The sequence below is a fragment of the Burkholderia singularis genome, from assembly GCF_900176645.1.
Lineage (GTDB): Bacteria > Pseudomonadota > Gammaproteobacteria > Burkholderiales > Burkholderiaceae > Burkholderia > Burkholderia singularis.
Genome location: NZ_FXAN01000058.1, coordinates 37,334 through 49,699, shown reverse-complemented (window position 1 = coordinate 49,699; position 12,366 = coordinate 37,334). Strand labels below are relative to the sequence as shown.

The following is a 12,366-nucleotide window of genomic DNA, read 5'->3' as shown; positions in this document are numbered from 1 at the left end:
CCCCTGCCGCTCGAAAGCCATCCTTTGCAGGCGCTCGTGTCGGAGCCGATCAAGCCGGTCGTCAATACGGTCGTGATGTCGAACGCGGTGCACGCGTATATCAGCCAGTCCGACAAGGGCGATTTGGTGATCGGCGCGGGGATCGATCAGTACACGGGCTTTGGCCAGCGCGGCAGCTTCCAGATTATCGAAGGCACGCTGCAGGCGATCGTCGAGATGTTTCCGGTATTTTCGCGTGTGCGGATGAACCGGCAGTGGGGCGGTATCGTCGACGTCTCGCCGGATGCGTGCCCGATCATCAGCAAGACCGACGTGAAGGGGCTGTACTTCAACTGCGGCTGGGGCACCGGCGGCTTCAAGGCCACGCCAGGCTCGGGCTGGGTGTTCGCCCATACGATCGCGCGCGACGAGCCGCATCCGTTGAACGCGCCGTTTACGCTCGAGCGTTTCTACACCGGCCACCTGATCGACGAGCACGGCGCGGCTGCCGTTGCGCACTGAGCATCGCACGCCACGAGGAGAACTGAATGTTATTGATCGAATGTCCGTGGTGCGGCCCGCGCGCCGAATCCGAATTCACGTGCGGCGGCGAGGCTGACATCGCGCGTCCGCTCGATACCGACAAACTGTCGGATCGCGAATGGGGCGATTACCTGTTCATGCGCAAGAATCCGCGCGGCACGCATCGCGAACAATGGTTGCACACGCATGGCTGCCGGCGCTGGTTCATCGCGCAGCGCGACACCGTCGGCTACACATTTCAGGGATACGAAACGTTCGACAAGCCAATCGACAGGCCGGCCTCGAGCGCAACGGAGGAAGCGCGTAAATGAGCCAGAAAGACCGACTCGGCACGGGTGGGCGCATCAACCGCGCGCAGCCGCTCACGTTCACGTTCAACGGCCGCACTTATCAGGGTTATCAGGGCGACACGCTCGCCTCGGCATTGCTCGCCAACGGCGTGCATTTCGTCGCGCGCAGCTTCAAATACCACCGGCCGCGCGGGATCGTGACGGCGGGCGTCGACGAGCCGAACGCGCTCGTCCAGCTCGAGAGCGGCGCCTACACGGTGCCGAACGCGCGCGCGACCGAAGTCGAGCTGTATCAAGGGCTGGTTGCGACGAGCGTGAATGCGCGGCCGTCGCTCGAGCATGACCGGATGGCCGTGATGCAGAAGTTCTCGCGCTTTCTGCCTGCGGGCTTCTATTACAAGACGTTTATGTGGCCGCGCAAGTGGTGGCCGAAGTATGAGGAAAAAATTCGCGATGCGGCGGGCCTTGGCCGCGCGCCCGATGTACGCGACGCGGACCGCTACGATAAGCGTTATGCGCACTGCGACGTACTCGTCGTGGGTGGCGGCCCGGCTGGCTTGGCGGCCGCGCAAGCGGCGGCAGCCAGCGGTGCGCGCGTGTTCGTCGTTGACGATCAGCGCGAACTTGGCGGCAGCCTGCTTTCGTGCCGTGCGCAGATCGACGGCAAGCCGGCGCTTCAATGGGTCGAGAAGACCGAAGCCGAACTCGCGAAGCAGCCGGACGTGACGATTCTCACGCGCAGCACGGCGTTTGGGTATCAGGATCATAACTTGGTCACCGTGGTGCAACGGCTGACTGATCATCTGCCGGTATCGGTGCGTAAGGGCACGCGCGAGCTGCTGTGGAAAATCCGCGCCAAGCGTGTGATTTTGGCTACGGGCGCGCACGAACGGCCCCTCGTGTTCGGCAACAACGATTTGCCCGGCGTGATGACCGCCTCGGCGGTGTCGACGTACATTCACCGCTACGGCGTGTTGCCGGGACGTGTCGCGGTAGTCGCGACCAACAATGACCGCGGCTATCAATGCGCGCTTGATTTGAAAGCGTGCGGTGCGCAGGTGACGGTCGTCGATGCGCGCCCGTCCACGCGCGGTGCGCTGGCGGCTGTCGCCAAGCGCAATGGCGTGACCGTGATGAGCGGCGCGGTTGTGATGGCGGCGCAAGGTAAGCTGCGCGTCGCATCGGTTGACGTCGCGTCGTATACGAACGGCAAAATGGGCGACAGGCTTGCGACGCTCGTGTGCGATCTCGTCGCGATGTCGGGTGGTTTCAGCCCGGTGCTGCATCTGTTCGCGCAATCGGGCGGCAAAGCGCATTGGAACGACGACAAGGCGTGCTTCGTGCCGGGCAGGCCGGTGCAGGCGGAGACGAGCGTCGGTGCGGCGGCAGGCGAGTTCGATCTGTCGCGTGCATTGCGGCTCGCGTTCGACGCCGGTGTCGATGCGGCGAGGGCGGCGGGCTTTACCGATGCCGTGCGCCCTGCGGTGCCGCATGTCGTCGAAACGGCCGACGACGCGATATTGCCGGTATGGCTCGCGAGTGGCATCGACGTCGCGGTGCGCGGCCCGAAGCAGTTCGTCGACTTCCAGAACGACGTCGGCGCAGCCGACATTCTGCTCGCCGCGCGCGAAGGCTTCGAATCGGTCGAGCATGTGAAGCGCTATACGGCGATGGGCTTCGGCACGGATCAGGGCAAGCTCGGCAATATCAACGGAATGGCGATTCTCGCGCAGGCGCTCGGCAAGACGATCGCCGAAACCGGCACGACGACGTTCCGTCCGAACTACACGCCGGTGTCGTTCGGCGCGTTCGCGGGGCGCGAACTCGGCGATTTTCTCGATCCGGTCCGCAAGACCTGCATGCATGAATGGCACGCCGGGCATGGCGCGCTGTTCGAGGACGTTGGCAACTGGAAGCGGCCTTGGTACTACCCGAAGCCTGGCGAGGATTTGCATGCGGCGGTGGCGCGCGAGTGTCTCGCGGTGCGCAACGGCGTGGGCATGCTAGACGCGTCGACGCTCGGCAAGATCGACATTCAGGGCCCGGATGCGGTGAAGCTGCTGAACTGGGTCTATACGAATCCGTGGAACAAGCTCGAGATCGGCAAATGCCGTTATGGGCTGATGCTCGACGAGAACGGCATGGTGTTCGACGACGGCGTGACCGTGCGTCTCGGCGAACAGCATTTCATGATGACGACGACGACGGGCGGCGCGGCGCGCGTGCTCACATGGCTCGAGCGCTGGCTGCAAACCGAATGGCCCGATATGAAGGTGCGGCTCGCGTCGGTGACCGACCATTGGGCGACGTTCGCGGTCGTCGGCCCGAAGAGCCGGCAAGTCGTGCGCAAAGTATGCGAAGACATCGATTTCGCGAACGACGCGTTCCCGTTCATGAGTTTCCGCGAAGGCACCGTCGCCGGCGTGCGCGCGCGCGTGATGCGCATCAGCTTTTCGGGCGAGCTTGCATATGAGATCAACGTGCCGGCGAATGCCGGGCGCGCGGTCTGGGAGGCGCTGATGGCCGCCGGCGCCGAATTCGACATTACGCCCTACGGCACCGAGACGATGCATGTTTTGCGTGCGGAGAAGGGCTATATCATCGTCGGGCAGGATACCGATGGCTCGGTCACGCCGCATGATCTCGGCATGGGCGGACTCGTCGCGAAATCGAAGGATTTTCTCGGCCGGCGTTCGCTAACGCGCACCGATACCGCGAAGGCGGACCGCAAGCAATTCGTCGGACTGCTGAGCGACGATCCGCAGCACGTGCTGCCGGAAGGCGGCCAGATCACGGAGGCCGACGCGACGGCGCGCGCGGACGGCACTTGCGCGATGCTCGGTCATGTGACGTCGAGTTATTACAGCCCGATTCTGAAGCGCTCGATTGCGCTCGCCGTGATCAAGGGCGGATTGGATCGAATCGGCGACAAGGTGGCGATCTCGGATGCAAGCGGCACGCGCGCGAGCGCAACGATCGCAAGCCCGGTTTTCTATGACACGCAAGGGGTGCGCCAGCATGTGGAATGAGACAAGAAACGAAGCGCCCGCGCGCGTGCAGGCGCCGGGCGGCATAGCGCTCGAATCCCCGCTCGTGGGCGCCGGTGATGTATTGAAGGCGTTTCAGGCGCGCGAGTCGACGAAATTCCGGTTTCGCGAGCGTGCGTTCCTCGATCTCGTGAACGTGCGCGGCGAGCCGGACGATGCGGCTTTCGTTCGCGCATTCGAGCAGACAGTAGGCTGCTTGCCGCCCGTCGAGCCGAACACGGTCGCCCGCGCCGCCGAATACGACGTGCTGTGGCTCGGCCCCGACGAATGGCTGGTGCGCTCGAACGGACCGGTCGCGTCCGGCCAGCTCGAAGCGAAGCTCGTACCGGCGCTCAACGGCATCTATGCGGCGGCGGTGGACGTCGGAAGCGGCTACACGGTGGTCGAAGCGAGCGGCGAGCGTGTGCGCGACGTGCTGGCACGCGGTTGTCCGCTCGATCTGCATCCACGCGTGTTCGGCGTGGGGCAATGCGCGCAGAGTCACTACTTCAAGGCATCGATCGTGCTCGTCGCGACCGGCGACGCGACATTCGAGATCGTGGTGCGCCGCAGCTTTGCCGATTATTTCTGCCGCATCATGCTCGACGCGGCCGAGCCGTTGATCGGATGAAACCCGTCGAATCGCCGTTTGCGGCACGCGAGCCGATGATGCAGAACGGCCGGGGCTGGAGCGTATTCGTCGACGGGTTGAGCGTATCGGCGCGCATCGGCATCTATGCGCATGAGCATGCAGCGCCGCAGCCAGTCGTGATCGATGCGCGGCTCGCTTACCGATGCGAGCCGTCCGATGCGGACAACGACGGCTGGATCGATTATGACGCGTATTGCGCGCGGATCACGTCATTTCTCGCGCATAAGCCGCATACGCGGCTGCTCGAGACGCTCGCAGTCGAAATCGCGGCGCTTTCGTTCGAGGCTTGGCCCGCGCTTGATGCATTGATTCTCGCGTTGCACAAACCGAAGATCAGGCCGGGCACGCAGCGTATCGGCATTGAGCTTAATTGGACGCGCGCCGATTACGCTGCGTGGCGTGCAGGCGCCGACCGTGCGTCGAGCGCGATACGTTGATGCGCGTTGCGCTTGATTCGTTAGGCTATCGACAGCCGCGCGCGCGGCAAGTTGAAACTTTGTTCGTGGGCGCATCGATCGCGCAAGCCGCATTTATCGCATGATTCGATAAAACGGCAAAAGCCGGCACGCGATGCCGCGATGCCGGCGATATGCCGCTCGGGTGCAGCGGCGGCCGGCGCGCCTCACAGCGTAAGCCGCGCCGGCGCGGCCGCGTTACGAGCAGGCCTTGCCGTGCGATGCGTGGTAGCCCTTCGCCTTCGCATCTGCTTCCGACATGTACGAGCCTTGCTTGGTCTTGCCGTAGTACTTGTCGCCCTGGCAGTGGTAGACCTTGGTGCCGGTGTTGACCCACACTTGGCCGGGCGCGCCCGCGGCCGCCGTGCTCTTTGCCGTGCTCTTCGTCGAGGCGCCCGTGCCCGATGCCATTGCCGGAGCCGATGCGGCAGCGGCCGGCGCGGTCGTGGCGGACGCGCCGCTCGCGGCGGTTTCCGCCGATGCGCCGTACCAGGTCTTCACGCCCTTATGGCCGGCGCACGCGCCTTTTTTCGATGCGCCCGAGTAGTACGAGCCGTCCTTGCAGAGACCGGTCGTGCCGGCGGGCGCATTCGCGGGGACTTGCGCGAAGCTGCTGATCGAGATGCACAAGCCGGCGGCGAGCGCCGAGAGGATTGCGGTCTTTTTCATTTCGACTCCTGACTGTATGGGATTGGCGCACATTCACTTGCGTGATCCGTGCGTGCGCGCTTTCTTTCGAAGAGGGCGCAGCCCTGACGCGATTCAGTGCGCCAGTACCGTCAATAACTCTTGTTGCAGTCGATTGGTTGACGCTCGCGGCGTGGAGAATCGTGCATTAATGCAACGATCCGTGACAATCTGTAACGCGGCGGCAGGCGTGGCCGCGCGGCACGCTAGCCGACGCTGCGATCGTGCGATACTCGCGAACCGGCCGCGCCGCGGCCTGCTATGACATATCGACGGGAGTTGCCGTGTTTGCGAGTTTTGAGCCGACCGCCACCGGTTTTGTCGCGGAAATCGACGGATGCCGTTGCAGCATCGAAGGCGCGCCGTCGCCGATCGCCGATCGGATCGACTGGCGCTGGACGATTGCGCAACCGGAGGCTGATAACCTCGACGGCGCCGATCCTTACAAATATGAAGTGCTCGCGACCGGCGAAACCGTGACGCCGCTGCAAGCCGAGCAGCAGATCGTCGCATGGCTGGAGGCACATCCGCCGGAGGCGGCGTAATCGTCGAAGGAAACGCAGCGAGGGGGCTTGCTGTTGCGTTTCGGCGCTTGCGCTCCGGTGTATTGGTGTTTGCGTTTTTATGTTTTCACGTTGCTGCGCGCGTTCGTCTGTGCTGAACGGGGCCGCCGTGAAGTCCCAGCTTCTCGTGTCCCCTGGTTGGCGCATCCGAATGACAAGGGCGCGGGAACGGCGCAGCAGTCGAAGCCGCCATGTTGGCCACCCCTGCCTTCTCGGCGTGCTTTCCATCCGCGTATGGCATGACGCGAAGGTGGGCTGGTTGATTAGAGTGTGCGTGACAACAGGTAAACGACCGAACTGCCGGTTGCCTGGATGACCGCTCCGTTTTCTCCTCCGTCCACCGAACGATTGACACACCGCTTACCGTTGCATTTTACCTCTAGGAAAAATGCCGGAGCGGGAGGGCGATGTTCGACATTCACTTGGCCGCGGCCAATCAGCGGTTCCCAATACCGAACCCGAACTTTGGCGATTTTTTCATTGGACAGTTTTGTTGTCACGGTCCATGAAATGTCAAAGAGGCAGGTCGCCGACAAGCGCTTTAAATTGATGGTTACTTGCCCGTCTGTTGAAACGTCAAATGATTCGGGACCGAAATCGGCAAGGCAAGTATGATCGATAAGACTGACGTGATAGGCCACGTCGTGGCCGGGGATGCCTTTCCAATTTTTCCATGTGACCGGGATGGTCATCGGTAAGCCCGCATGAGCGCTGCCTATCAAAGCAAACGAAAAGGCAACCAAACTTAATTTTAAGCGAATGGGGAGATGTGATTTATTCATGGAAGGCCTCCGTCGATTCGATTGAAATTACGGGTATCCGGCGTTCATATGTAATATTTATTTGGGATATTTTTATACTATTGTTGCTTGCTGCCGAAGGTGACCGGGGAACGTCGCCCGCTAGACATCCGGCATGGCCGTAGCCCAACGGGCAGATGACGGACGTCAGATAAACGCTTGGCGGCGAGTGCATACGGCGCGACGCGGTGCGCGTATGTCGTTCCCGCAATCATTGCCCCGGAATTGCAACGCATAAAACGATCATTCCTGCCTCAATCGAATCAGAATGATGCGATTCAGCTCGAGCAGGCGTGACCTAAAACGGGGCCGCTATTTGTGCCGTCAATATGCCCGGTTTGCCGGGCGGCTTGGCATTGCCCCGTGCGATGCTTCCAAACACCCCTGAAATAGCAGCGCTGCTCTCGATGGCTGCGGTGAACGTCGCAACAAGCTCACGAACCGGCATGCGTAGCGAAACCGCTGCGGCGCAACAGGCCGCATCCATCCCTTCGCCACGAAACTCTCCGCGTAATGATCCGGCAGAAAGCCGAGATAGCGACCGGACAAAATCAGCGTCGCGATCGACTCCTGATCCGATGCCGTCGCGCTGCGCGTGAGTTTTGCCCGATGGCTGACGTCCATGTTCGGCGAATGGTAGCCAAGCCCGGCAAACGCGTAGTCGCGCACCTGGCGCCAGGTCAGCTTGCCGTGCGGCGCGTCGAACAGCGGGTGGCCCGCGCCGCAATAGAGCAGCATCCGCTCGTCGAATAGGTCCGTGTAGACCAGGCTGCCTGAACTGCGATGCGCGGGAATGATGCCGATTTGATAGCTGCCGTCGATGACCCCGCGCTCGACCTCGTTGATCGATGCGACATGCAGATTCAGCGCAACGCCGGGCGCCTGATCGTGAAAGCGGCCGATCGCGTCGGGCAGCCGCGATAACGGATTCGTTGCGGTCTTGTCGAATATCGCGACGTGCAGCTCGCCGCCCATCCGATCGTGGATGCCGTCGATCCGGCTTTTAAACGCCTCGACCGACGCGAGCAGCCGCAGCGTTTCCTCATAGACGGTCTGGCCCTCCGGCGTCAATGTGAAGCCTGCGCGCCCGCGCCGGCACAGCACGAGCCCGACGCGCGTTTCGAGATCCTTCACATGCCGGCTGATCGTCGAAATGCCGATGTTCAACTCCAGCTCGGCCGCCGCCATCCCGCCGCATTGGACGACACTCCTGAACACGCGCAACAGGCGCAGATCCATATCGGTGAGCTGGCCGAGCAGCGCACGGCTCTTCGGTTTTTTTGCTTGCATGAATGCTCAAGTAAACATTGATATTGCGATATTTAAAAGACTATTTGTCGGCTCGACAATGCGCAATATCTTTCTCAACCTCCGCGCGCTGCGCAGACCGCCATGAACGCCCCGACAGATCCCAAGACCCTCGACACGCCGCCGCGCACCGACGCCGAGTGGCTCGACGCGCATTGGATGCCGTTTACCGGCAATCGCCAGTTCAAGCAGGACCCGCGGATCATCGTCGCGGGCGAAGGTGCGTACTATATCGACGCCGACGGCCGCCGGATCTTCGACGGCCTGTCCGGCCTCTGGTGCTGCGGCCTCGGCCACGGCCGCAAGGAGATTGCCGACGCGGTGAGCCGGCAGATCGCGCGGCTCGACTATTCGCCTGCATTCCAGTTCGGTCATCCGCAGTCGTTCGAACTCGCCAACCGGATCAAGGCGCTGACGCCCGCCGGACTCGACTACGTGTTTTTCACCGGCTCCGGCTCGGAGGCGGCCGACACGTCGCTGAAAATGGCGCGCGCGTACTGGCGCGCGAAAGGCAAGGGCACCAAGACGCGTCTGATTGGCCGCGAGAAGGGCTATCACGGCGTGAATTTCGGCGGCATCTCGGTCGGCGGGATCGGGCCGAACCGCAAGTTGTTCGGTCAAGGCATCGACGCCGATTTCCTGCCGCATACGCAATTGCCGGAGAACGCGTTTTCGCGCGGGCAGCCTGCGCGCGGCGCGGAACTGGCCGACCGCCTGCTCGATCTGATCGCGCTGCACGATGCGTCGAACATCGCGGCGGTGATCGTCGAACCGTTTTCAGGCTCGGCAGGCGTGATCGTGCCGCCGCAGGGCTATCTGCAACGGCTGCGCGAAATCTGCACCGCGCACGACATCCTGCTGATCTTCGATGAAGTCATCACCGGCTTCGGCCGTACCGGCGCGATGACGGGCGCCGATGCGTTCGGCGTGGTGCCGGACATCATGAACGTCGCGAAGCAGGTGACGAATGGCGCGCAGCCGCTTGGCGCGGTGATCGCGAAGCGCGATATCCACGATACGTTCATGGCGGCAGGCGGCCCTGACTACATGGTCGAATTCCCTCACGGCTATACGTATTCGGCGCATCCGGTCGCGTGCGCGGCAGGCGTTGCCGCACTCGATCTGCTCGAGAAGGAGGATGCGCTCGGCCGCGTGCGCGCGCTCGCGCCGCACTTCGAGGCCGCCGTGCACGGCCTGAAGGGCGTGAGACATGTCACGGACATTCGCAATTGCGGTCTGGCGGCTGGGCTCACGATCGCGCACGCGCCGGGCGAGCCCGCACGCCGCCCCTTCGAGATCGCGATGCGCTGTTGGCAAAAAGGCTTCTACGTGCGCTATGGCGGCGACACGATTCAGCTCGCGCCGCCGTTCGTCGCGGACAAGCGCGAGATCGAGGATTTGATCGGCGCGTTGAACGACGCGCTGCTCGCGACTGATTGAGCGCGGCAGGCTGACGGCCGCACTGCGCGGTCGGCGGATGCGGTGCCCGCCGTCTTGATGGTCCCGCGCTCACGGGTTTACCGCCGCCGTTTGCCAATAGCCGCCGCGGGCTGCCCGACCGGGGCCGGCCGCTCAGCCCGCTGGCGAGCGACCGCTCGCCCGTAGGCGCATTACCGAGTTTGTGCCCGTTGCGGCGAGCGACGTCACACCTGGCCTGCAATGAGCCGCGTGTCGCGCCGCCGCTTTTTTTCGATCCATTCGAACCCGAGATCGCAGGAACCTTCGCGATGAAACACGACAGCAACGTGACCTCCACCCTCGGCCATCTGATCGACGGCAAGCGCGCCGACGGCGGCGAACGCGTCCAGCCGGTGTTCGATCCGGCAACGGGCGTATCGGCGAAGAGCGTGACGCTTGCCGACAAGCCGACCGTCGAAGCCGCGATCGCGGCCGCGCAGGCGGCGTATCCCACGTGGCGCAACACGCCGCCGCTGAAGCGCGCGCGCGTGATGAGCCGTTACAAGACGCTGCTCGAAGAGCATGCGAACGAGTTGTGCGCGCTGATCACGGCCGAGCACGGCAAGGTGCTCGCTGATGCAATGGGCGAGTTGCAGCGCGGGATAGAGAACGTCGAGTATGCGAGCTATGCGCCCGAGCTGCTGAAGGGAGAGCACAGCAAGAACGTCGGGCCGGCGATCGATTCGTGGAGCGAGTTTCAGGCACTCGGTGTCGTCGCGGGCATTACGCCGTTCAATTTTCCGGTGATGGTGCCGCTATGGATGTGGCCGATGGCCGTTGCTTGCGGTAACACGTTCGTGCTGAAGCCGTCGGAGCGCACGCCTTCGTCCACGCTGCGGATGGCCGAGCTTGCGCTGGATGCCGGGTTGCCGCCCGGCGTGCTGAACGTGGTGAACGGCGATAAGGAAGCGGTCGACGTCATCCTTGCCGATTCGCGCGTCAAGGCTGTGAGCTTCGTCGGTTCGACGCCGGTCGCCGAATCCATTTATACGATTGGCTGCGCGCACGGCAAGCGCGTGCAGGCGCTTGGCGGTGCGAAGAATTTCGCGGTCGTGATGCCCGATGCCGATATCGGCAACGCGGTGAGTGCGTTGATGGGGGCGGCATATGGCTCGTGCGGTGAGCGTTGCATGGCGATTCCGCTCGTCGTTGCGATTGGCGACGACACGGCGGATCAGGTCGTCGAAGGTTTAAAGGTCGAGATCGAGAAGATGAAGGTGGGGCCCGGTGCCGGTGAGGGCGTCGATATGGGGCCGCTCGTCACGAAGCAGCACTTCGACAGGGTGGCCGGCTTCGTCGACGCGGGTGTGGCCGCCGGCGCAACGCTTGTCGTCGACGGGCGCGGTATGAAGATCGACGGCCACGAAGGGGGCTATTATCTCGGCCCGTGCCTGTTCGATCACGTGAAGCCCGGAATGCCGATCTATCAGCACGAGATTTTCGGGCCGGTACTCGGCGTCGTGCGCGTTGCTTCGCTGGCCGAAGCAATGGCGCTCGTCGATGCTCACGAGTACGGCAACGGCACCTGCCTTTTCACGCGCGACGGCGAGGCTGCGCGTTTCTTCAGCGACAACATCCAGGTCGGCATGGTCGGCATCAACGTGCCGCTGCCTGTGCCGGTTGCGTATCATTCGTTCGGCGGCTGGAAGCGCTCGCTGTTTGGCGATTTACATGCCTATGGTCCGGATGCGGTGCGGTTCTATACGAAACGCAAGACGATCACGCAACGCTGGCCATCGGCCGGCGTGCGCGAGGGCGCGGTGTTCAGCTTCCCGTCGAGTCGATAGACCGTGCCGAATAGAACGACCGATGTAATTTTTTGAAAGCGATAGGCATTGATTCGGTGTCGCGTGGTATTAATCTCCGACCTCGCGTCGACGGATGTTCGTTGGCGCGGCGCACTTGCATTGTTTACGAGGAGATGTTGATACCGATGATGTCGTCGTCCAAACCTACTCATCGCTGCGTTCGAAAATCGTTCACGTTAGCGTCGCGCGTGACCGGCGTGGTTGCTGCTGCAATGCTCGCCGCCTGTGCGACGCCACCGAATTCGGCGCCTGCTGCCGGCTATCAGGGCAAACCGCCTGCCGGCGCGACGCAGTCCGCGCAGTCGTTCCTTCAGCGGTCCCCATTGCCGGATGCATCAACGCCGGCCTTCGCATGGCCAGTGCGCGGTCCGATTCTCAAGCCAGCCGGCAATACGAAAGGCGTCGACATTGGCGGCACGGCGGGCGAGCCCGTGAAGGCGGTCGCAGGCGGCGTTGTCGCGTATGCGGGCAGCAGCCTGCGCGGCTATGGCAATTTCGTGATCATCAAGCATGACGATACATATCTGAGCGCCTATGCGCACAATCGCGTGCTGAAGGTCAAGGAAGGCGACAAGGTCGAAAAAGGGCAGACGATCGCCGAGATGGGCAGCAGCGATGCGAGTCGCGTGATGTTGCATTTCGAGATCCGCCGCAACGGTGTGCCTGTCGATCCGCTGAAATATCTGCCGCCTCAATAAAGCCTCAGCGGGCGGGCAGCGAACGCCGGTGATCGTTTATCCGATCGTTCGGGAATCCGATCGATCGTCGCGGACTTGCCACCTGCCTTCGCGTTTGTC

At 63.0% G+C, this 12,366-nt stretch carries 11 protein-coding genes and 1 pseudogene; 9 read left to right on the top strand and 3 right to left on the bottom strand.

From position 1 onward, the window contains the following. From BSIN_RS12745 to BSIN_RS12725, 5 genes are all read left to right on the top strand, one after another. Positions 1-501: FAD-dependent oxidoreductase (locus BSIN_RS12745; protein WP_143757431.1), on the top strand; the 501-nt coding region annotated here is incomplete at its 5' end. Between the two features lie 26 nt (positions 502-527). After that, positions 528-833 carry a sarcosine oxidase subunit delta gene (locus tag BSIN_RS12740; protein WP_089340778.1) on the top strand — a complete coding sequence of 102 codons (306 nt, stop codon included), beginning with the start codon at positions 528-530 and terminating at the stop codon, positions 831-833. Next, the gene (locus tag BSIN_RS12735; protein WP_089340777.1) at positions 830-3,841 is read left to right on the top strand and encodes a sarcosine oxidase subunit alpha family protein; all 3,012 of its coding nucleotides are present in this window, start codon (positions 830-832) and stop codon (positions 3,839-3,841) included. Before BSIN_RS12740 ends, BSIN_RS12735 begins: the two co-directional genes overlap by 4 nt. Beyond that, a complete protein-coding gene (locus tag BSIN_RS12730) occupies positions 3,831-4,469 on the top strand; it encodes a sarcosine oxidase subunit gamma (RefSeq protein ID WP_089340776.1) in 639 nt (212 codons plus the stop codon). Before BSIN_RS12735 ends, BSIN_RS12730 begins: the two co-directional genes overlap by 11 nt. Then, positions 4,466-4,927, top strand: coding sequence for a dihydroneopterin aldolase (locus BSIN_RS12725; protein ID WP_069236039.1), 462 nt, complete (start codon positions 4,466-4,468; stop codon positions 4,925-4,927). Before BSIN_RS12730 ends, BSIN_RS12725 begins: the two co-directional genes overlap by 4 nt. 216 nt (positions 4,928-5,143) lie before the next feature. Here BSIN_RS12725 and BSIN_RS12720 read toward each other — a convergent pair whose 3' ends face one another. Beyond that, positions 5,144-5,614, bottom strand: coding sequence for a DUF3761 domain-containing protein (locus BSIN_RS12720; protein WP_059520219.1), 471 nt, complete (start codon positions 5,612-5,614; stop codon positions 5,144-5,146). 302 nt (positions 5,615-5,916) lie between these two features. Between BSIN_RS12720 and BSIN_RS12715 the strand changes: the two genes are divergently transcribed. Next, positions 5,917-6,177, top strand: coding sequence for a hypothetical protein (locus BSIN_RS12715; RefSeq protein ID WP_059520220.1), 261 nt, complete (start codon positions 5,917-5,919; stop codon positions 6,175-6,177). 281 nt (positions 6,178-6,458) lie between these two features. Here the strand turns inward: BSIN_RS12715 and BSIN_RS25355 are convergent, their stop codons facing one another. Next, positions 6,459-6,977 (bottom strand): hypothetical protein, encoded by a 519-nt coding sequence (locus BSIN_RS25355; RefSeq protein WP_143757430.1) that lies wholly within the window; start codon positions 6,975-6,977, stop codon positions 6,459-6,461. Between the two features lie 342 nt (positions 6,978-7,319). Then, complete coding sequence (locus BSIN_RS12710) at positions 7,320-8,285, bottom strand: LysR family transcriptional regulator (RefSeq protein ID WP_069236037.1); 966 nt, start codon at positions 8,283-8,285, stop codon at positions 7,320-7,322. A gap of 102 nt (positions 8,286-8,387) precedes the next feature. On the opposite strand from BSIN_RS12710, the gene aptA reads away from it, so the two are divergent. From aptA to BSIN_RS12695, 3 genes and pseudogenes are all read left to right on the top strand, one after another. Then, on the top strand, positions 8,388-9,743 hold the full coding sequence (gene aptA / locus BSIN_RS12705; RefSeq protein ID WP_059520222.1) for an omega-aminotransferase AptA: 1,356 nt from the start codon (positions 8,388-8,390) through the stop codon (positions 9,741-9,743). A gap of 287 nt (positions 9,744-10,030) precedes the next feature. Continuing rightward, positions 10,031-11,548, top strand: a complete 1,518-nt coding sequence (locus BSIN_RS12700; protein WP_089340784.1) for a CoA-acylating methylmalonate-semialdehyde dehydrogenase — start codon at positions 10,031-10,033, stop codon at positions 11,546-11,548. A 215-nt stretch (positions 11,549-11,763) separates the two neighbouring features. After that, a pseudogene (locus BSIN_RS12695) lies at positions 11,764-12,267 on the top strand (murein hydrolase activator EnvC family protein); the annotation flags it as partial. Between the last annotated feature and the right edge of the window lie 99 nt (positions 12,268-12,366).